The organism is Novosphingobium sp. KA1 (genome assembly GCF_017309955.1).
Classification (GTDB): domain Bacteria; phylum Pseudomonadota; class Alphaproteobacteria; order Sphingomonadales; family Sphingomonadaceae; genus Novosphingobium.
In genome coordinates this window covers 3,148,855-3,169,259 of sequence record NZ_CP021247.1, presented here as the reverse complement: position 1 = coordinate 3,169,259, position 20,405 = coordinate 3,148,855, and the positions used below count along the sequence as shown (strand labels likewise).

General features: G+C 67.0%; 21 protein-coding genes and 1 tRNA gene. 7 read left to right on the top strand and 15 right to left on the bottom strand.

The window, feature by feature from the left end:
• Positions 1 to 59: 59 nt before the first annotated feature.
• The 12 genes from speD to grxC form a co-directional block, all read right to left on the bottom strand.
• Positions 60 to 452, bottom strand: a complete 393-nt coding sequence (gene speD / locus CA833_RS15260) for an adenosylmethionine decarboxylase (RefSeq protein ID WP_207080121.1) — start codon at positions 450 to 452, stop codon at positions 60 to 62.
• On the bottom strand, positions 452 to 2,089 hold the full coding sequence (locus tag CA833_RS15255; protein ID WP_207078536.1) for an NAD(P)-binding protein: 1,638 nt from the start codon (positions 2,087 to 2,089) through the stop codon (positions 452 to 454). The genes speD and CA833_RS15255 overlap by 1 nt, the downstream gene beginning before the upstream one ends.
• The gene (locus CA833_RS15250) at positions 2,079 to 3,620 is read right to left on the bottom strand and encodes a polyamine aminopropyltransferase (RefSeq protein ID WP_242526129.1); all 1,542 of its coding nucleotides are present in this window, start codon (positions 3,618 to 3,620) and stop codon (positions 2,079 to 2,081) included. The genes CA833_RS15255 and CA833_RS15250 overlap by 11 nt, the downstream gene beginning before the upstream one ends.
• 10 nt (positions 3,621 to 3,630) lie before the next feature.
• Positions 3,631 to 3,840: a DUF350 domain-containing protein gene (locus CA833_RS15245; RefSeq protein WP_207078535.1), complete on the bottom strand. Its 210-nt coding sequence runs from the start codon at positions 3,838 to 3,840 to the stop codon at positions 3,631 to 3,633.
• Between the two features lie 130 nt (positions 3,841 to 3,970).
• Positions 3,971 to 4,132 (bottom strand): hypothetical protein, encoded by a 162-nt coding sequence (locus tag CA833_RS15240; RefSeq protein ID WP_207078534.1) that lies wholly within the window; start codon positions 4,130 to 4,132, stop codon positions 3,971 to 3,973.
• Between the two features lie 38 nt (positions 4,133 to 4,170).
• A complete protein-coding gene (locus tag CA833_RS15235) occupies positions 4,171 to 5,496 on the bottom strand; it encodes a DUF4178 domain-containing protein (protein ID WP_207078533.1) in 1,326 nt (441 codons plus the stop codon).
• Complete coding sequence (locus tag CA833_RS15230) at positions 5,493 to 6,155, bottom strand: DUF4178 domain-containing protein (RefSeq protein WP_207078532.1); 663 nt, start codon at positions 6,153 to 6,155, stop codon at positions 5,493 to 5,495. Before CA833_RS15230 ends, CA833_RS15235 begins: the two co-directional genes overlap by 4 nt.
• 27 nt (positions 6,156 to 6,182) lie before the next feature.
• Complete coding sequence (locus CA833_RS15225; protein WP_142633845.1) at positions 6,183 to 7,178, bottom strand: SPFH domain-containing protein; 996 nt, start codon at positions 7,176 to 7,178, stop codon at positions 6,183 to 6,185.
• 207 nt (positions 7,179 to 7,385) lie between these two features.
• Positions 7,386 to 7,462 (bottom strand) — tRNA-Arg (locus CA833_RS15220).
• Positions 7,463 to 7,507: 45 nt separating this feature from the next.
• Entirely contained in the window at positions 7,508 to 7,999 is a 492-nt protein-coding gene (locus CA833_RS15215; RefSeq protein ID WP_207078531.1) for a DUF1178 family protein, read from the bottom strand.
• Positions 8,000 to 8,036: 37 nt separating this feature from the next.
• Positions 8,037 to 8,858 (bottom strand): carbon-nitrogen hydrolase family protein, encoded by an 822-nt coding sequence (locus tag CA833_RS15210; RefSeq protein WP_207078530.1) that lies wholly within the window; start codon positions 8,856 to 8,858, stop codon positions 8,037 to 8,039.
• A gap of 1 nt (position 8,859) precedes the next feature.
• A complete protein-coding gene (grxC, locus tag CA833_RS15205; RefSeq protein ID WP_142633934.1) occupies positions 8,860 to 9,123 on the bottom strand; it encodes a glutaredoxin 3 in 264 nt (87 codons plus the stop codon).
• 195 nt (positions 9,124 to 9,318) lie between these two features.
• Between grxC and CA833_RS15200 the strand changes: the two genes are divergently transcribed.
• Positions 9,319 to 9,786: an Hsp20 family protein gene (locus CA833_RS15200; RefSeq protein WP_142633936.1), complete on the top strand. Its 468-nt coding sequence runs from the start codon at positions 9,319 to 9,321 to the stop codon at positions 9,784 to 9,786.
• 157 nt (positions 9,787 to 9,943) lie between these two features.
• Positions 9,944 to 10,897 carry an AEC family transporter gene (locus CA833_RS15195; RefSeq protein ID WP_207078529.1) on the top strand — a complete coding sequence of 318 codons (954 nt, stop codon included), beginning with the start codon at positions 9,944 to 9,946 and terminating at the stop codon, positions 10,895 to 10,897.
• A gap of 80 nt (positions 10,898 to 10,977) precedes the next feature.
• On the opposite strand, the gene CA833_RS15190 is transcribed toward CA833_RS15195, so the two are convergent.
• From CA833_RS15190 to tpiA, 3 genes are all read right to left on the bottom strand, one after another.
• Positions 10,978 to 12,606, bottom strand: coding sequence for a CTP synthase (locus tag CA833_RS15190; protein WP_142633941.1), 1,629 nt, complete (start codon positions 12,604 to 12,606; stop codon positions 10,978 to 10,980).
• A gap of 142 nt (positions 12,607 to 12,748) precedes the next feature.
• Positions 12,749 to 13,156, bottom strand: coding sequence for a preprotein translocase subunit SecG (gene secG / locus CA833_RS15185; RefSeq protein WP_142637644.1), 408 nt, complete (start codon positions 13,154 to 13,156; stop codon positions 12,749 to 12,751).
• 152 nt (positions 13,157 to 13,308) lie between these two features.
• On the bottom strand, positions 13,309 to 14,067 hold the full coding sequence (gene tpiA / locus CA833_RS15180) for a triose-phosphate isomerase (RefSeq protein WP_207078528.1): 759 nt from the start codon (positions 14,065 to 14,067) through the stop codon (positions 13,309 to 13,311).
• A 406-nt stretch (positions 14,068 to 14,473) separates the two neighbouring features.
• On the opposite strand from tpiA, the gene CA833_RS15175 reads away from it, so the two are divergent.
• The 5 genes from CA833_RS15175 to trpD are packed head-to-tail and all read left to right on the top strand — an operon-like array spanning position 14,474 to position 20,398.
• The gene (locus CA833_RS15175) at positions 14,474 to 16,447 is read left to right on the top strand and encodes a peptidylprolyl isomerase (RefSeq protein WP_207078527.1); all 1,974 of its coding nucleotides are present in this window, start codon (positions 14,474 to 14,476) and stop codon (positions 16,445 to 16,447) included.
• A 36-nt stretch (positions 16,448 to 16,483) separates the two neighbouring features.
• The gene (locus CA833_RS15170; RefSeq protein WP_207078526.1) at positions 16,484 to 17,995 is read left to right on the top strand and encodes an anthranilate synthase component I family protein; all 1,512 of its coding nucleotides are present in this window, start codon (positions 16,484 to 16,486) and stop codon (positions 17,993 to 17,995) included.
• Positions 17,992 to 18,792 carry a phosphodiester glycosidase family protein gene (locus tag CA833_RS15165; protein ID WP_142633950.1) on the top strand — a complete coding sequence of 267 codons (801 nt, stop codon included), beginning with the start codon at positions 17,992 to 17,994 and terminating at the stop codon, positions 18,790 to 18,792. Before CA833_RS15170 ends, CA833_RS15165 begins: the two co-directional genes overlap by 4 nt.
• Positions 18,789 to 19,400: an aminodeoxychorismate/anthranilate synthase component II gene (locus CA833_RS15160; RefSeq protein WP_207078525.1), complete on the top strand. Its 612-nt coding sequence runs from the start codon at positions 18,789 to 18,791 to the stop codon at positions 19,398 to 19,400. Before CA833_RS15165 ends, CA833_RS15160 begins: the two co-directional genes overlap by 4 nt.
• Positions 19,401 to 19,405: 5 nt before the next feature.
• Positions 19,406 to 20,398: an anthranilate phosphoribosyltransferase gene (gene trpD / locus CA833_RS15155; protein WP_207080119.1), complete on the top strand. Its 993-nt coding sequence runs from the start codon at positions 19,406 to 19,408 to the stop codon at positions 20,396 to 20,398.
• The last annotated feature ends 7 nt before the right edge of the window (positions 20,399 to 20,405 follow it).

Sequence of the window (20,405 nt, the reverse complement as noted above, 5' to 3'; positions counted from 1 at the left end):
GGCGGGGCGTTAACGGCTTCAGATGAAGCTTCAATGGCGATTTGTTGCAGCAGCCGCAATCATGCGTGGGCGCTGCGCAATTTCTCCCCTCCCGCAACCGGCAAGCCAAGCCGCCGAACCGCCTGCTTCATGGCCACCCGGCCCTGCAGGCGCGCCGTGATGCACGCGAGCCCTGCTTCCGCGTCGGCCTGCCGGCCGCAGACAAAGAGGTCCACGGCGGCCACGCCGTGCTCCGGCCAGGTGTGGATCGAAATGTGCGATTCGGCCAGCAGCGCCACCCCCGTCACCCCCATGCCCGGCCCGAAGTGGTGGAGCCGCACGTCGAGCACGGTGGCATGCGCGGCCTCCGCCGCCTCGCGCAGCGCTGCCTCGACCCGCGCGAGATCACCAAGGCCCTGGCACTCCGCAAGGTCGGCGATGAGGTGCAGGCTGCTATCGGGTTGATGCGCCATCAAGCGAGACTTTCGAATGGAAGACCAAGGTGGGCGAGCGCCGCTTCGGCGGCGACGACGCCGCGATAATGCGCCTCCTCGAACAGCGACAGGCCGCTCATGTCCGAATGGGCAAACAGCACCGGCGGCCGGGCGGCGATCGCCGCGCCGCGGGCCGGATCGGAAAGGAAACCGGGCGTGGGGCGGATCATCGCATGTCCCCAGCGCCACACGTCGATCCGCTCGATGGCGCCGTCAAGATCGGGGTTCATGCCCAGCAGGTCGTCGCGCACGATCCGCTGCCACTCCCGCAGCGGGCGCGTCATCATGATCTTGCGCGCCGCTTCCGGCTTCTCCTTCGACAGCGGCAGGTACCAGGTCAGCACCGTCGGCCCGCCGTCGCTGGCTTCACTCTGATGCGTGGCGACCACGTAGCCGAGCGATTCGCTGGCGGTCGAGACATTGTCCCACGCGAGCGATACGCCCTTGCCCTCGGGATGGCGGCCCACCGTGACATTGGCCACCACCCAGGGCGCATAGGACATGGCGTCCTCACCTGCGAACTTGGCCACGAACTTGGGCGCGACCCGCGCGGCCACGAAATGGGGCATGGCCATGATGACGGCCCTGGCCCGCAAGCGGCGGCTGCGGCGCGCGGCGTGATCGAACAGGTCGACCAGCGCGCCATCGCCGTCCGGCTCCACCCGGAACACGCTATGGGCCGGTTTCAGGTGCGGCGCGATCCGCCCCGCCATCAGCGAGACGAGGCGGCCGTTGCCTTCCGGCCATGTCAGTTCCCGGTCGCCGTCGCCATCGCTGGCCCAGCCCCGGCGTCCTGCAAAATAGTGGATGCCCGCCCATGCCGAGACATGCTCGGGCTCGCTGCCATAATCGTCCCGGCAGCAATAGCGCAGATAGGCGCGCAGCACCGGCGAGGTGAAATGCTCGCCATCAAGCCACTGCGCGAAGTTCATGCCATCAAGCGCGCGGAAGGCTGGGTCGGCGCTCGAAAAGGCCATGGGAATGGCAAAGGCGGGACGGCCATCCGATCCCACGGCCTTGCGCAGATCCGCCATCCGCCGCTCAAACGCGGCATGCTGGGCGCGATCGGCCGCAGTCACGCCCGAATTGGGAAACAGCCCTTCCTGCCAGCGCCCGCGCCAGAGCAGGCGTTCCTCAAGGTCCGCGCAAAGCTGGTAGGGATCGTAGACCGGCACCCCGTCCCGCTCACCCGTCATCATGCCGAACTGGCCGAGCATGCGGCGCAGCGCCGTCGCCTCGCGGTTGGGCACCGGCAGGTAATGCGCGCCGAGCGGATAAGCGCTGACGGCATTCCTGCCATGACGCGCATTGCCGCCGGTCCTGTCTTCCAGTTCGAACAGGGTGAAACGGTCAAAGCCGGCTTCCGCCAGCCGCCATCCTGCCGCGAGGCCCGCCGCGCCGCCGCCCGCGATCACGACATCGATTTCCTCCACCGGCCCCTGCGGCTCGGGAAAGCGCCGGTCGCGCAGCAGGTGGCCGCGCTGCCAGTCCGCCCCGCCGAGTTCTCCGGCCATGGCCTCCTCGCCGCATCCGCCCAGCGCCATCGCGCCGGCGGCAAGCGTACCGCCCGCCAGAACCTGCCGCCTGCTCGGCCCGGCTGTTTGCTCAGCCTTCATACTTGCCCCATTCCTCGGCAAAGCTGCGCACGAGGGCCTGGTTGTCGAGGCGGTTCACCGGGGTCGGCCGGCGGGCCATGTCGGGCGGGAAATCGAACATCGCCCGCTCGCTGGAGGCGGTCAGGAAGCGCAGGCCGCCGGGCAGCTTCACCGCATCCGTCAATGGCCTGTGCGCGGCGAGCGTGAAGCCCCATTCGCCGAAGCTCGGCACATAGGCGTGATAACCGCGCGAGAACAGACCGGCGGCCTCCAGCGTGGTTGCCACCGTCCAGTAGGAGCGCGGGGCGATCAGCGGCGAGGTGCTCTGCACCGTCATCACCCCGCCGGGTGCGAGCAGGCGGGCGACCTCGCGGTAGAAACTCTCGGTATAGAGCTTGCCGAGCGAGAACTCGGTGGGATCGGGAAAGTCGACGATCACCGCATCGTAAGGGCCCCTCGCCTCGCGCACCCAGCGGAAGGCATCGGCATTGTGCACGGTGATGCGCGGCGAGGAGAGCGAGTGGGCGTTGAGCGCGGCCAGTTGCGGCGTATCGCGGAACAAGTGCGTCATTTCCGGGTCGAGATCGACCAGCGTGAGATGCTGCACGCGGGTGTCCCGCAGCACCTCGCGGGCGGCAAGGCCGTCCCCTCCGCCAAGGATCAGCACTTGCGCGGGATGGGCAACGCGCCCCAGCACCGGCCAGACCAGCGCCTCGTGATAGCGATACTCGTCGCGGGTCGAGAACTGGAGGTTGCCGTTGAGGTAAAGGCGCAGGTCCTCGCCCCGCCGGGTGATGACGATGCGCTGGTAGGGCGTCGAGCGGGCATGGATCACCGGCTCGGCATAAAAGGCCACTTCCGACCAGCGCTGCATGCGGTCCGCCATGGCAAGTCCGACCAGCAGGCTCGCCGTGACCACCAGCGCCGCCGCCATGTCCGCGCCGATCCGGCGCTGGCGGCGCAGCGCGACCAGCAGCGCCAGCGCAACGGCCACGTTGGCAAGGCCGAAGACAAAACCGGTGCGGATCATCCCCAGCCAGGGCACCAGCACCAGCGGAAACAGCAGCGAGGCAATCAGCGCGCCGACATAGTCGTACGTCAGGACATTGGAGACCAGTTCGCGAAACGCGAAACGGTGGCGCAGGATGCGGATCAGCAGCGGGATTTCGAGCCCCACCAGCACGCCGATCGCCAGCACCAGTGCATAGAGCGCGACACGGAAATCGCCGACCAGCGGGAACAGCATGAACAGCCCCGCCGCCGACCACCCGCCGAGCGCGGCAATCATCACTTCCACCCGCACGAAAACGCCGATCTCGTCGCCCCGGACATGGCGCGAGAGCCAGCTGCCCACGCCCATCGCAAAGAGGTAGGAGCCGATCACTGTCGAGAACTGGGTAACGCTGTCGCCCAGCAGGTAGCTCGCCAGCGTGCCCGCCAGCAATTCGTAGATCAGCCCGCAGGTGGCAACGACCAGGACCGAAACCAGCAGAATGACCGCAAGCGAGGCAGGGCCCTTTTCCCCGCCCTCACCCACGGCCCCATCTGCCACAAAGTCCCCTTCAGCCATGAATGGCCGCAGCAATGATGTTCGAGATGCCGAGCGCCACGGCGCCCGCGAGGATCGCGACGGCCATGTTCTTGCGCTCGATGATCTCGCGCCAGAGTTCGCCCGGGGTCAGCTTGTCCACCAGCACGAAGCTGATGATGAAGATGACGATGCCGAGCCCCGCGTAGAGCAAGGTCGCGAGGAAGACGGAAAGCGTGAGCATGTCTGGGCTCCCTGCCGTTAGGGCGTTTTCCGATCAGGTGGAATCACCGGATGTCCCGGAAAGCGCGTGGAAACAAAATCTTGGAGCATTTCATCCGATGCGATCGGATCGGAAACGGCTCCAGCGTGAATTACTTGTGGGTGGGGCCGCTGCCCCGGATGCCGGAACCGCTGTTCCCTCCTGCCTCGTGTTTCTCGTCGGAATAGGGCGACCAGGCGTAGAAGCTGGATGCCGCCACGCCCGCCAGCAGGAACAGGCAGCACAGCGCATGGAAGAACAGGCGCGCGCTCATGGCAAAGTCTTCATTGCGCAGACCTCATTGTTCGGGCCTCATCGGTATTTCCATCCGCGATAGAGTGCGAAGGCGGGCATCAGCGCCACCAGAATGCACAGCGTCCAGAAGTTGTCCCTGGGCACGGTGTTGGTCTTCACCGTCACCTCGACCGGAACCGGGCCCGGCCGGTCCTCGCCCCATCCGCCATACGTCGAAGCCTCCCAGGGCGAGGCGGTATTGACCGGCGGCACGTCGGTCGGCCAGCGGTGCGCACCGGCATCGACAAAAACGTCGTACGTGCCTTTCCGGATATGACCGAACTGGATCGTCGCCTTGGTATCGCCTTCGCTCCACGCGCCGTCGCTGTCGCGGCCGGTGTAGTGCTCGACGAGGCCATAGGCATCGATCGACTGGCCGGTCGCCCGGTCGACAAGGCTGTAGTCGAGATCGACCCACTGATTGTCGAGGGTATTGGCCCGTGCGGTGACGCTGACGAACTGCCAGGGGCGGTTGACGGTGATCGAACCGAGGCGAATGCCTTCGGCGGTGCGCCCGAACGGCGCTTCGATATCCGTCCTGACCTCGGCCGAGCCGCCCGCAAAGCCCAGCATCAGGACCAGCGCGGCGATGAGCGTCAGCAACGAAAGGCCAAGCATCGCCGGAATATCGTCGACGCCGCGCGCCGCCTCGGCCTGCGCCTCGGCCTCGAACAGCGCATAGCCGCGCGCCTTGTCGCCGCTCCCCCGGCGTTCTTCCGGCTCGGGAGGCAGGATTCCGAAGGCGCTTTCGACATGGCCGCCGGAGAGCGCGGCAAGGTGGGTCCAGTTGACCTCGCCGTCCGCTTCCTCGCGCGAGAGCGTGAAATCCCGGCTGGTATAGGATGCACAAAGCACGCGGTCCCCGCTGGAAACGCGCCAGTAGAATTCCCCGATCACCGTCTCGGTAGTGGCCAGCGCCGCCTCGTCCTCCTGCCGGTAACGCTGCCCCTGCCACACGACCGTCTTGCCGTTCTCCTCAGGCCGGCCCAGCAGCATCGTGCCGAACTTCCAGTCGCCCTCGTACTCGACCAGCCAGCGATACCCGGCGTAAGGATTGAGCAGCAGGTATTCGCGCCAGGTCGACCAGGCATCGCTGCGTTTCAGCGCGCCGATCACTTGCCATTCCGTGTCGAACAGCCGCCCCCGGCTGCCAAGCGGCAGCGCGAAACCGGCAGCGGTACGGTTGTGCTGCTCAAGGAGCTGCACTTCGGGCCGCGACACGTCGAGAATGGAGCCGCAATACCGGCAGGCCAGGTTCACCGACCAGCCCGCCGCGCACACCTCCAGAGTGCCGCCGCAGCTGGGACAGGTTACCGCGCGCACGGCGTGCTTGGGTGCGTTCACCGCATGGCCTCCGGCACCGTCCAGCCCTCGATCTCCGCCAGCGCACGCGGCGCGAGGTCGGCGAGTTCATGCCAGGTGCCGAGCCAGGCCGACGCCCCCTGCCCGTCCCGCTGGAGCGACAGCGCCGCGCCGCCGGTCGTGCGGAAATCGACATTGGTCATTGCCCAGCCGGTGCGCGGCGGAAACGGCAGATCACCCTCGCCGCCAAGGCATTCGGCCTGCTTCACATCGGAGACGGCATATTCCGCAGCGTCCACCACAAGCGTCTGCCCGGGCACGAGTTCGCCGCCCCCCGCAAAGGCGCGCGCGAGCGGTGACGTCATGACATCGGCACGCTCGGCAGTCAGCATGTACATGCCCATGGCCTCACCCAGCCAGCGCGTCTGGCCATCGGCCGCATAAAGCAGCCATTCATTCCAGGAACCACCGCTCCAGCCCCAGCGCACGCGGCCCGCGGCAACGAAGTCCACGCCGCCGACATGAAAGCGCGTGCCGATCCGCACCGGCGACACGTCTTCCGGCACCACGGCAACCTTGCCGATCTCCTCCACCGCCTGGCCCTGCCGCAAGATCAGCGACTGGCAATGACTGCAGGTCGTATAAGGCGCGGAAAGGCCCCGCACAGGCAGGGCCGCGCCGCAGGACGGGCAATTGATCACGCCGCTATTCCCCCCGAACCCTTCGCGTCAGCGAATACGCGAAAGCAGTTCGGCTTTCTTGGCGTCGAATTCCTGCTGGCTGAGCGCGCCGAGCGTGACCAGCTTGTGCAGCTTCTCGATCGTGGCGATGGGATCTTCCTCCGCCTGCGCAGGAGCGGCCGGGGCAGCCCCCAATCCCGAGCCCAACCCTGCCGACATGGCTCCGCCGAGCGCCGTCGCCGCCGCAACGCCCGCACCGATCCCGGCCACGCCGCCATCGGCGCCCGCCGCCTGCTCGATCGCCTCTGCCGCCTGGAAACGCGTATACTGCGCCAGATCGCCCAGCACCCGCATCGAGGAGCCCTTGTCGAGATGGGCCTGCACGTCCTCAGGCAGCGACACGCTCTCCACGTAGAAGGTCAGGCATTCGAGGCCCCACTGGGCAAACGCCTTGTCGACTTCCACCTTGATGCGGTCCGACAGCGCCTGCTGGTTGGCGGCGAGGTCGAGGAAGGCGATGCCGCTGCCGCCCAGCGCCGCGGCCAGCGCGGTCTGGATCGCGGCGCGCAGCTGCGGTTCCAGCGAAGCGGCGGAAACGCCCTCCAGCGTGCCGACCACCCGCGAGACAAATGGTTCGAGCTGCGCCACACGGAACGAATAGGAGCCGAAAGCGCGGATGCGCAGCGCGCCGAATTCGGCATCGCGCACCGTTACCGGCTGGGCAGTGCCCCACTTGAGCCCGTGCTGCTCCTTGCGCGACAGGAAAACGACGTCGGACTTGAAGGGTGACTTGAAGCCCTTGTCCCAGTTCATCAGGCTCGTCAGCACCGGCAGGTTCGCGGTATTGAGCGTATGCAGGCCGGATTCGAAGAAATCCGCCACGCAGCCTTCATTGACAAAGACCGCGACCTGCCCCTCGCGCACCGTCAGCTGTGCGCCGTTCTGGATCTCGCGGTCCTCGAACGGCACCCGCCATGCCAGTTCACCCGGCTTTTCCAGCCATTCGATAACGTCGACGAACTGCTTCTTCAGAAAACCAAACATGTCGCACATCCCCCTGGGGCATCGGCCAAGACTAATCGCTTCGGCGGCAAGTGGAAAGCACCCTTGCTGCTGCCGGTCTGGTTCGAATCAGCGGTTCGACGATGAAATGGCGGGAGTTTTTTCAGACCGGCAGCCACGCCTGCGGCCAGGCCGGGGCACGCCCGACAAAGAAAAACCCCCGGGAATACCGGGGGCTTTCCTGAAACGTGGTGCGCCCGACGGGATTCGAACCCATGGCCCCCAGATTAGGAATCTGGTGCTCTATCCGGCTGAGCTACGGGCGCCCCTGCCCGGCCTCCTACCGTGAGGAACCGGAGTTGGCAATTCGTTCAGTTCGCGCTTTCGGGGGGAACCACCGGAAACGGCAGGGCCGCGACGGCAATGCCTTCCTCGATCAGTTCCTGAGCCTGCTCGGCACTGGCTTCGCCGTGGATCACTTCGTGCTCGCGCTCGCCGTAATGCATGGCGCGGGCATCCTCTGCAAAATTCCTGCCGACATAGCGGCTGTCCTTGAGCGCCTCGGCCTGCATCGTCGCCAGTTTGTGGATCAGTTCCACCGCCTGCGGCGGCAGCGGCACGCTGGCCACCGGTGCGGCGGGTGCCGCAGCCGGCTGCGCCGCACGGGTCGGAACCGGCTCGCTACGCTGGTTGCCCTTGCGGGTCAGTCGCGGCGCCTGCAACGCCTTCTCCACTTCATCGGTGCCGCATTGCGGGCAGCAGAGCAGGCCGCGTTCCTGCTGGCGTGCGAAGTCGTCCGAGGACTTGAACCAGCCCTCGAAACGGTGGCGCGCCGAGCGGCACTCGAGATCATAGACAATCATGGCGATATTCTTGCGCGAAACCCGTCAGCTTTGGGACTTAATCGGCGATCATGCGCCGATTGGCAAGGCTCGGCAATTGGGCGCGCACTTCGGCGATCCGCGCAGGATCCAGATCGGCAAAGCCAAGCCCCGCCGTTTCACCACCCATGTCGAGCAGGATCTCGCCCCACGGGTCGATGGCAAGGCTGTGACCGTATGTTTCGCGCCCGTCCTCATGCCTGCCCACTTGTGCCGCGCTGAGCACATAGGCGCTCGCCTCCACCGCGCGGGCCCGCTGCATCAGGTGCCAGTGCGCCTTGCCGGTCGGCACCGTGAAGGCCGCCGGGGTGGCGATCACATCGCACTTGGCCCGACCTAGCGCCTCGAACAGTGCGGGGAAGCGCACGTCGTAGCAGATCGCCAGGCCAAGGCGGCCCAACGGGGTTTCCACCGTCACCACCGTGTCACCGGGAGCATAGGCATTGGATTCGCGCCAGGATTCGCCCGTCGCCAGATCGACGTCGAACATGTGCATCTTGTCGTAGCGGGCCCGGATCTCGCCCTTGTCGTCGATCACGAACGCGCGGTTGGCATAACGACCGTCACCGCCTTCGGGACGCACCGCCAGCGAGCCGATGTGGACCCACAGCCCCTCGCGCGCGGCCGCTTCGCGCACGGCGGCCAGCACAGGGTCCTCGTCCTCGGAAACGATGTTCGCCGCCGCCCTGTCGCGCTGCCGGTCGAGCAGGCCGGACATCTCCGGCGTGAACAGCATGGCCGCACCGCCCGCCCTGGCTTCGGCCACGGCGGCAACGATTGCCTGGGCGTTGGCCACGGGATCGATGCCCGTGGTCATCTGGAACAGCGCGGCGCGGGTCATCTCAGAGCCCCAGCACGGGATCGAGCTCGCCCTTGCGATCGAGCGCATTGATGTCGTCGAACCCGCCATAGGGCTTTCCGTCAACCAGCACCTGCGGGACCGTGCGCGCACCGGGCACACGCGCTTCCATCTCGGCGCGCTTCTCGCCGCCCATGGTCACGTCGTATTCCTCGTAGGCCACGCCTTTGCCGTCCAGCAGCGACTTGGCCATCACGCAATAGGGGCAGCCCCACTTGGTATAGATCTCGACCTTGGGCTGGCTCATCGAACACTCCTTGAATTCAGACTCTTGGCATTTTTTCGGCGACCGCCTCGCGCCTTGCTGGGCAAGCCTTGAAACGCGGCGCGGCTAACATATCTAGGGTTACAAGTCATGGCCCACGATGGGGATGGCTTGCAAACGAGGCGCCGGCGATCCGGGCCTCCTCACACGAAGATTGCTCAAACGAGGATTTTTGTCATGAACCGTATCGACTTTACCCCCTACCGTCGCACCATGGTCGGCTTCGACCGTCTTTTCGACATGATCGAAAACCAGGGCCGCGCCAATGCGGGCGACAAGTATCCCCCCTTCAACATCGAACGCCGCGGCGCCGATGCCTATCGCATCACCCTGGCGGTCGCCGGCTTCAAGCCTGCCGACATCGACATCACCGCGCAGGCCAACCTGCTGGTCGTCAAGGGCCACAAGCCCGAAGAGGCCCCCGAAGGTGAAATGCTGCACATCGGCATTGCCCAGCGCGGGTTCGAGCGCCGGTTCGAACTGGCCGACTATGTCCGCGTGGACGCCGCCGACCTTGCCGACGGCCTGCTGGTGATCGACCTCGTGCGCGAAGTGCCCGAGGCGATGAAGCCCAAGAAGATCGCGATCGGCGGCAATACGCTGACCGTGGTCGAAGGCGGTCCGGGCGAAACCGCCGCAGCCTGACGGCCCGCAAACGCGTGGAATTGACGGGGCGGTCCGGTTTCCGGGCCGCCCTTTTTGCATTCGCAATTGCACGGCCGGCAACCGCGACATGCTGGAACTGCGGGCTTTCTCCCGATAAGCCCTGGGCTTTGACGCAAGCCCGGGCCGCCATTCCGCAATGCTATCCATTCTCTCCATCGTCCTGCCCATCTTCGCGCTGACCCTCGTGGGATGGCTTGCCCGGCGGGTGGGGATCTTCAGCCCGCAGTCGACGACCGAACTCAATCGCTTCGTCGTCTACCTTGCCCTGCCCGCACTGCTGTTCGACATCGTCGCCAAGGCGAACTTCGCGCAGCTCTGGCAACCCCGCTTTGTCGCCGTCTTCGCGGTCAGCACGTTCCTGTTCTTTGTGCTGACGGTAGCGGTCAGCCGGATCATGGGGCGGCCGATCGGCAATGCCGCGATCCTCGGGCTCAATGCCAGCTATTCGAACACGGCATTCCTTGGCTTTCCGCTACTGCTCGCCACCCTCGGCCCGGCCTCGCAGACCCTGACCCTGATCGCCACGATCAACACCGTTTGCGTGCTCTTCGCGCTGGCCATCGTCCTGATCGAGTTCGGCAACCAGAAGAGCGGCAACCCTGCGGTGATCGCGCTGCGGGTGGGGCAGGCGCTGTTTCGCAATCCGCTGGTGCTGGCGCCGCTGGCTGGCGCGGCGGTCATGGCCAGCGGCATCGGCGTGGCAGCCCCGCTCGATGCCTTTCTCAAGCTGCTGGGCTCGGCCGCCAGCCCCTGCGCGCTGGTGTGCCTGGGCATGTTCCTCGCCGAACCGCGCGACAAGGGCGAGGGCGCGGGCGCGGGCGCGGGCGCGGCGGGCGAGACCGTGGCGCTCGTCGCCCTCAAGCTCTTTGTCTATCCCGCGCTGACCCTGGCGCTGGCGCTCTGGGTCATCCCCCTGCCCGCCGCCTTGCGCCATGCCGCCGTGCTGCTGGCGGCATTGCCCACCGGCACCGGGCCGTTCATGCTCGCCGAGTTCCACCGCCGCGAGGGCGCCCTCACCGCCAAAGTCATTCTTGCCTCCACCGTGTTGTCGGTGGGAACGGTCACGCTGCTGCTCTCCCTGCTGGGCTGAAACGAAAAAGGGCCGGTTTCCACGGAGGAAACCGGCCCTTCCCGAATTTCGTATCGCCTGATGGATCAGGCGCCGCCGGATCAGACCAGGCGCGCCTGACGCAGTGCCGCCGAGACGAATCCCTTGAACAGCGGGTGCGGTTCGAAGGGACGCGACTTGAGTTCGGGGTGGAACTGCACGCCGACAAAGAACGGATGATCCGGACGTTCGACGATCTCAGGCAGCAGGCCGTCGGGCGACATGCCGGAGAAGATCAGGCCATTGGATTCCAGCGCATCGCGGTACTTGGCGTTGACCTCGTAGCGGTGACGGTGGCGTTCCGAGATTTCGGTCGCGTCATAGATCGCCGAGACATGGCTGTTGGGCGAGAGCTTGGCAGTATAGGCACCAAGACGCATCGTGCCGCCCAGGTCGCCGCCTTCGGCGCGAGTCTGCAGGCCGTCCTCGGTCATCCATTCGGTGATGATGCCGACCACCGGTTCCTCGGTCGGGCCGAATTCGGTGGAACTGGCCTTCTCGATGCCGGCCGCGCGGGCGCCCTCGATGCAGGCCATCTGCATGCCGAGGCAGATGCCGAAGAACGGCACGCTGCGCTCGCGCGCAAAGCGCACGGCAGCGATCTTGCCTTCCGAACCGCGCTCGCCGAAGCCGCCGGGCACCAGGATGCCGTGCATGGGTTCAAGTGCCGCGGCGATCTCGGAATCTTCCTTCTCGAAGATCTCGGCATCGATCCACTGCACGTTGACCTTCACGCGGCTGGCCATGCCGCCGTGGACCAGCGCCTCGTTCAGCGACTTGTAGGCATCGGGCAGGCCGACATACTTGCCGACGACGCCGATGGTCACTTCGCCTTCGGGATGTTCGAAGCGGTCGGTGATGTCGTCCCAGCGGGTAAGGTCGGGCGCGTCCGAGCTCATGCCGAAGTGGTGCAGCACTTCCGCGTCGAGGCCTTCAGCGTGGTACTGCTGGGGCACCGCGTAGATGTTCGGCGCGTCGAGCGCGGGGATCACCGCCTGCGGACGCACGTTGCAGAACAGCGCGATCTTGCGGCGTTCGCTCTCGGGCAGCTCGCGGTCGCAGCGGCACAGCAGGATGTCGGGCTGAATGCCGAGACCGGTCAGCTCGCGCACCGAGTGCTGGGTCGGCTTGGTCTTCAGCTCGCCGGCTGCGGCGATGTAGGGGACCAGCGTGACGTGGACAAAGCAGGTCTGCTCACGGCCGAGTTCGTTGCGCATCTGGCGCAGCGCCTCGACGAAGGGCAGGCCCTCGATGTCGCCGACGGTGCCGCCGATCTCGCAAAGCACGAAGTCGAGATCCTCGGTCTCCGCCATGGCGAAATCCTTGATCGCGTCGGTCACGTGCGGGATCACCTGCACGGTCGCGCCGAGGTAGTCGCCGCGGCGTTCCTTGGCGATGATGTCCTGGTAGATCCGGCCCGAGGTGATGTTGTCGCCCTGATGCGCCGAGACGCCGGTGAAACGCTCGTAGTGACCAAGGTCGAGGTCGGTCTCGGCACCGTCATCGGTGACAAAAACCTCGCCGTGCTGATACGGGCTCATCGTGCCCGGATCGACGTTCAGATAAGGGTCGAACTTGCGAATGCGGACGCGGTAACCGCGTGCCTGAAGCAGAGCCGCGAGGCTCGCCGCCATGAGACCTTTGCCGAGCGAGGAAACCACGCCGCCGGTGATAAAAATATGCCGCGCCATGGGAGTCGGCCCTTAAATTGCATGGGGGCACAAGGGCAAGAGCCCTGTGCCTCAATCCACAGAACAAAACAGATCAAATGCCGCCTGACAACGCCAGACGGCATTCGCGCTACAGTGATACGCCGGAAGTTACCGGGTCAGATCAATGACCGGCAGCACCCGAAAGCGGATCGTTGGCCGGAGTCGACTGACCCGCGGCCGGGCTCGCAGGAGCCCCAGCGGCCGGATTGGCCGCACCGGCGAGCGGGTCGTTCTGCGCGGGCGCCTGCTGCGCCGGCGCAGCGGGAACCGCAGCGCGCTGAAGGGAAGTGTCGACGTCGTCGCCGGTCTTGCCGACGGCCAGCGCCGCAAGAACGATCGAGAGAATCACGAAGGCGGCAGCAAGGCCGCCGGTGGCGCGGGTCAGGAAGTTCGCCGCACCGCGTGCCGACAGCATGCCCGAGGGGCTGCCACCCACACCGAGGCCGCCGCCTTCCGACTTCTGCACCAGAATCACGACCACCAGAAGGAGGGCGACGATCGCCTGGACTACGGTCAGGAAAGTGAACAGCATCGTGTAAATCTCGATCTTTCGAAGGGGACGGTGACCCGTCCGCGATTCAAGCCGCGCAGATAGGCGCTCGAACGCCCCGGCGCAAGCCGTCTGCCGGAGATGGGCGGCAAGACGCCCGCCCGCCCCCGGAAAGCCTCAGGAATTGCGCGTCAATCGGCGTCCAGCAGCGCGGCAGCGCCGATGATCGCGGTGAAGCTCTCGGCGCTCAGGCTGGCGCCGCCGACCAGCGCCCCGCCCACGTCGGGCACGGAGAGCAGCTCGGCCGCATTCTCGGCCTTGACCGAACCGCCATAGAGAATGCGCACGTCCGCCCCGCCTTCGCCGTAGAGCGCGACCAGCTTGGCACGGATTGCCGCGTGCATTTGCGCCACGTCCTCGATCGAAGGCACGCGGCCGGTACCGATCGCCCAGACCGGCTCATAGGCGATCGACAGCTTTTCCGGCGCCCCGTCAACACGCGGGCACGAACCGTCGAGCTGGCCGGTCACGACGGCAAGCGCCTCGCCCGCATCGCGCTGGGCCTCGGTCTCGCCGACGCAGAGAATCACCGCCAGCCCCGCGCCAAGCGCGGCCTGCGCCTTGGCGTTGACCTGGGCATCGCTCTCGCCGTGGAGCGTACGGCGCTCCGAGTGGCCGAGAATGGTGAAGTCGGCACCGGCATCCTTGAGCATGGGCGCGGAAATGTCGCCGGTGTAGGCGCCGCTCTCTTCGGCGCGGCAATCCTGCCCGCCGACGCCGATCAGTTCGACGGCATCGCGCATCCGGAAGATCAGCGTGGCTGGCGGCGCCAGACCCACCTGCACCTTGGGAAAGCGTGCGGCTGCCCGATCGACCGCGCGCGCCTCGCTGAGCATCGCGCGCGTGCCGTTCATTTTCCAGTTACCGACGATGTAAGGCAGACCAGCCATTTAACAAAAACCCTGAATCATTTTCTGCGTCCGGCCACCCATCAACCGCTTCTTGATGAGGTCAAAGCGGGAATCGTCCGGATGCTTGCCGGGCCGCTGCTAGGCACGGCAGGCCCAATTGTCAAAATTCGCGCCGTCCCGGATCTGGCAAAACCGCCCGCGCGTGGCGCAACTGCGTCACTTTGACACAGGCAAGGAGACCTCCGACAACGTGAACCCAAATTCCTCCGCACCGGCTGCCGGGCGGGGCGCCTGTCGGCAATCGGGCGGGGCGCCTGCCGGCAATGCCCGGCAAGACCATGTCAGCCATTGCAGGATCGCACCGCGCCCCCTAAAGCCTGCGCCCGCATCGGCTTTGCCTTTGCGCTGCTTCGCATATTCGTCTCCACGCTGAACGGCACGGTCCATGCTCTCATTCTTCCGTAACTTCCTGAAGTCCAAGATCGGGGCCGGCATCGCCCTGGCAGTGCTCGTGCTGATCACGCTTGCCTTTGCGGGCGGCGACATCAACGGCATGCGCGAGACGGCAGGCCTTTCCAGCACGACCTCGGTCGCCACCGTCGGCGGCAAGAGCGTGGAGGCCAACGACCTCGCCACCGCCGCCAATTCGCAGCTGGAACAGATCAAGCAGCAGAACCCGACCGCGACGATGAAGATGCTGGTCGCCGAGGGCGGGCTCACCCGCATCCTCGACGAGATGATCTCGCGCACCGCGATCGGCGTGTTCGGCAAGGACAACGGCGTTGTCGCCAGCAAGCGCCTGGTCGACAGCGAGATCGCCCGCATCCCGGCTTTCCAGGGTGTCGACGGCAAGTTCAGCCAGGACGCGTTCCGCCAGGCGCTGGCCCAGAAAGGCATTCCCGAGGCCGCGCTGCGCGACGACTTCACGCAGGGCCTGATCGCCCAGCAGCTGATGATCCCGGCCCAGTTCGCAGCCACGATGCCCAGCTCGCTCGCCGCGCGCTATGCCGCGCTGCTCGAAGAAAACCGCAAGGGCCAGGTCGCCACGCTGCCCGCACTCGCCTTCGCGCCGACGCAGCCCGCCACCCCGGCCGAGCTCGAGAGCTTCTACAAGACCCATATCAACCAGTTCGTCCGCCCCGAGCGCCGCACCATCCGCTACGCCACCTTCGGCGAGGAAGCGCTGAAGAACGTCGCCGCGCCCACCGACGCGGAAGTGGCCAAGCGCTACGAGGCCGACAAGGCCGCACTTTACGCCGCGCGCGACGATCGCAAGCTCACCCAGCTGATCGTGCCGACCGAAGCCGCCGCCAAGGCCGTTGCCGCCGAAGTGGCCGGCGGCAAGTCGCTCGAACTGGCCGCGACCGAACGGCGCCTTTCGGCCGCCAAGCTCGAATCGTTCACGCGTGAACAGCTGGCATCGCAGTTCTCGCCCGCCATCGCCGACGCCGTTTTCGCGGCCCCGGTCGGCAAGCTGGCGGTGCCGCAGAAGAGCGCGCTGGGCTGGCACGTGATCCGCGTGGATTCCGAGCAGAAGACGCCCGAAAAGCCCCTCGCCGCCGTGCGCGCCGAGATCGTCACCAAGCTGGCTGAAGAAAAGCGCCGCGCCGCCTTCACCGACCTGCTCGCCCGTATCGACGACCAGTTCCAGAGCGGCGCCAGCCTCGTCGAAGTGGCCAAGGCCGTCGGCGCCACCGTCGCGACGACGCAGCCGATCATCGCCAATGGCTCGGTCTACGGCAAGGCGGGCGAGACTGCCCCGGCCCAGCTGCAGCCGATCCTGTCGACCGCGTTCGGCATGGAGCAGGAAAAGCCGCAGCTCGCCCAGCTCACCCCCGGCACTGCAAACTCGCCCGGCCAGAGCTACGTGATCTACGACGTGACCGCGATCACCGCCTCGGCCCCCGCTCCCTTCAAGGAAATCGGCAACGACGTCGCCGATGCCTGGAAGCAGGACAAGGGCGCTGCCGCAGCCAAGGCCGCCGCGCTGAAGATCCAGGCAGCCGTCAAGGGCGGCAAGTCGCTGAACGAGGCGATCGCCGCGCTCGGCAAGAGCCTGCCCCCGGTCCAGGACGTCGCCATGTCGCGCCAGATGCTGACCGCCGCGATGCGCCAGGGCCGCCAGGTGCCGCCGCCGGTCTCGCTGCTGTTCCACATGGCCAAGAACACCGTGAAGGTGCAGGCGGTCGGCGGAAACCGCGGCTGGTTCATCGTCGCGCTCAAGGACGTGGTGCCCGGCAAGACCGACAACCCGCTGGTCGTCCAGGGCACCCAGCGCGAACTGTCGAGCCAGCTCGGCAGCGCCTATACCGAGGCTCTCGCCCAGGCGATCCGCAAGCAGGTCGGCGCCACCACGCACCCCGCCGCGATCAAGACGGTCAGCGACCGTCTTGCCGGCACCGGCACCGCTGCCAACTGACCCTCAACTACCCGAAAAAGAAGGACACCCACCGATATGAAGCGCGAATCGGATCGCGAAGAGGCACTGGCACGGCTGCGCGAGGGTAAGCCCGCGCTGCTGTGGCGCAGCCTCGTCGCCGATACCGAAACGCCCGTTGCCGCCGCCCTGAAGCTCTTCACCGAAGGGCGCGGCGACTTCCTGCTCGAATCGGTGGAAGGCGGCGCCGTGCGCGGCCGCTACAGCCTGCTGGGCCTCGACCCGGACCTCGTGTTCCGCGCCGAGGGCCATGCCTGCGCGATCAACCGCAAGTGGCAGCACGACCGCGAGGCCTTCGCGCCGCTGCCGGGCGATACCCTGGTCGAACTGCGCGGTCTGGTCGAGGCCTGCCGCTTCGATGTGCCGGCGGAGCTCCCCAAGGCCCTCGCCTGCCTCGTCGGCTATTTCGGCTACGAGACGATCGGCCTTGTCGAGAAGCTGCCGCGCGCCCCGCAAAGCGCGCTCGAACTGCCCGACATGCTGTTTGTCCGCCCCTCGCTGATCCTCGTGTTCGACCGGCTGAGCGACGAACTGTTCTGCGTTGCCCCGCTCTGGCCGGAAAACGGCACGCCCGAGAGCCTTGTCGAAGCCGCCGCCGAGCGGATCGACGAAGCGCTGCGCAAGCTCGCCGCGCCGGTCCCCGCCTCGCCCGCCATCGCCGACCTGCCGGAGCCGGTGCGTACGCCGGTCATGGCCGCGGACGACTACAAGGCGATGGTCACCCGCGCGAAGGACTACATCGAGGCGGGCGACATCTTCCAGATCGTGCTGGCCCAGCGCTTCACTTGCGAATTCCCGCTGCCGCCGGTCGCCCTCTATCGCTCGCTGCGCCGCGTGAATCCCTCGCCGTTCCTCTATTTCCTCGACCTGCCCGGCTTCGCGCTGATCGGTTCGAGCCCGGAAATCCTGGTCCGCGTGCGCGAGGGCGAAGTCACCATCCGACCGATCGCGGGCACGCGTCCGCGCGGCAAGACGGTGGCGGAGGACAAGGCCAACGAGATCAGCCTGCTGGCCGATCCCAAGGAGCGCGCCGAACACCTCATGCTGCTCGACCTCGGCCGCAACGACGTCGGCCGCGTCTCCGCTGCCGGCTCCGTGGAAGTGACCGACAGCTACACGATCGAGCGTTACAGCCACGTGATGCACATCGTCTCGAACGTGATCGGCAGGCTCGACACGAACAAGCACGACGCCATCGACGCGGTCTTCGCGGGCTTCCCGGCAGGCACCGTCTCGGGCGCCCCCAAGGTCCGGGCCTGCGAGATCATCGCCAGCCTCGAACCCGAAACCCGCGGTGCCTATGCGGGCGGCGTCGGCTATTTCGGTCCCGACGGCTCGGTCGATTCGTGCATCGTCCTGCGCACCGGGGTGCTGAAGGACGGCGTGCTCCACGTCCAGGCCGGGGCCGGCATCGTCGCTGACAGCGATCCCGACTACGAGCACCACGAGTGCGAGGCCAAGTCCGGCGCCCTGTTCGCCGCCGCCCGCGAAGCGATCCGCGTCGCCGGAGAACCGGGCTTCGGCCAGTGAGGCACGCAGCCCTGGCGGCTGCGTTCACTCTCGCCGCCTGTTCGTCGGGCGCCCAGCAGGATCAGCGGAAAGCGGAAGCCCCGCCTCCGCCGCCCTGTGAAGGCGCTTCGTTCGAAGGCGCGAGTTTCACGCACTGCACCGCCACGCCCGGTCGCCACACGATCCACCTCGTGCTGGGTCCGAAGGACGGCGCCCCCTATCGCAGCCTCTCGCAGCTTGCGGTGAACCGTCCCTCGGGCAGCCACGCCGTCGCCTTCGCGATGAACGGCGGGATGTTCGACGCGGACGGCAAGCCCATCGGTTATGCCGTGATCGAGGGCCAGCGCATCCATGCGATCAACACCAACGAGGGCTGGGGGAACTTCCACCTCCTGCCCAACGGCGTGTTCTTCGGCGATGCAGCGGGCCACTGGCAGATCCGCACGAGCGAGGACTTCGCCGCCCATGTCGACAACCGGCCCGACTTCGGCACCCAGTCGGGCCCGATGCTGGTGGTGGACGGCAAACTGCATCCGAAGATCGACGCGGACGGCCAGTCGCTCAAGCTGCGCAACGGCGTCGGTGTCGACCGGCAGGGCCGCGCCCATTTCATCATTTCGGACGAGCCGGTCTCGTTCGGCAAGCTGGCGCGGCTCTTCCGCGACAAGCTCGATTGCCCCAACGCGCTGTTTCTCGACGGCAGCGTGTCCTCGCTATGGGACCCCGAACATGGGCGCGTGGACGGCGGACCGCCGCTCGGCCCCTTGATCGTCGTCGAGAAAAGCGCGAAGGGCTCTAACGGAAAGGACAGGCCATGATCCTCGTCATCGACAATTATGACAGCTTCACCTGGAACCTGGTCCATTACGTGATGGAACTGGGCACCGAAGTCGAAGTGGTGCGCAACGATGCGCTCTCCGCCGGGCAGGCGATCTCCAGCGGCGCGCAGGGTTTCCTGATCTCACCCGGCCCCTGCACCCCCAACGAGGCGGGCATCAGCCTCGATCTCGTGGGCGCGGCGGCCGATGCCGGGAAACCGCTGCTCGGCGTATGCCTCGGCCACCAGTCGATCGGCCAGTATTTCGGCGGCAAGGTAGTGCGCGGCGGGCTGATGCACGGCAAGACCAGCCCCGTAACCCATGACGGCACGGGCCTGTTCGCGGGCCTGCCCTCGCCCTTCACGGCCACGCGCTATCACTCGCTGATCGTCGAGGACATTCCCGAGGCCCTGGTGGTCAATGCCCGATCGGACGATGGCCACGTCATGGGCTTCCGCCATGCCGAGCTGCCGATCCACGGCGTGCAGTTCCACCCGGAAAGCATCGCCACCCAGCACGGCCATGCGATGCTGGCGAACTTCCTGCGGATCTGCGGCATCGAACCGAAGCTCCCGGCACGCCTCGACACCGGCCTGGCGGCGGCATGACCACGATGATCCTGCCCGATCCCCTCCACCCCATCGAGGAAGCCGAGGCCGAACAGGCTTTTGGCGCCATCCTCGACGGCCGCGTGGGCGACGATGCCATCGTGCACTTCCTGCTGGCCCTCACCGAACGCGGCGAGACCGCCAGCGAGATCACCGGCGCCGCCCGTGCCATGCGGGCGCGCATGATCCCGATCCAGGCGCCCGCCAACGCCATCGACGTCTGCGGAACCGGCGGCGACGGCCATCACACGCTCAACGTCTCCACCGCAGTATCGCTGGTGGTCGCGGCCTGCGGCGTGCCGGTCGCCAAGCACGGCAACCGTGCCGCCAGCTCCAAGGCGGGCGCGGCCGATACGCTGGAGGCGCTCGGCCTCAATCTCGACCGCGCGGCCGAGACAGCGGAAGAAACGCTGGCCGACCTTGGCATCTGCTTCCTCTTTGCCGCGCGCCATCACCCCTCGATGGGCCGCATCATGCCGATCCGCAAGGCGATCGGCCGCCGCACCATCTTTAACCTGATGGGGCCGCTGGCGAACCCCGCCAACGTGCGCCGCCAGCTCGTCGGCATCGCGCGCCCGGCTTACGTTCCGATCTATGCCGAAGCGCTGATGCACCTCGGCAGCGAGCACTCGCTGGTCATCTCCGGCGACGAGGGGCTCGACGAACTGAGCCTTGCCGGCGGCAACGAAGTGGCTGAAATCCGGCACGGCGAACTGTCGATGCGCCGCGTCTCGCCCGGCGACGTCGGCCTCCCGGTCTCGCCGGTCGGCGCGATCCGCGGCGGCGATGCCGCCTACAACGCCGATGCCCTGCGACGCCTGCTCATGGGCGAGCACGGTCCTTACCGAGACGCCGTGCTGCTCAACGCCGCTGGCGCGCTGATCGTGGCGGGCGAGGTCGAGACCTGGCGCGACGGCGTCGAGGAAGCGGCCGAAGCCATCGACAAGGGCCTCGCCAACGCCCTGCTCAACTGCTGGATTTCCGCGCTCAAGGCCTGAGCCGCGC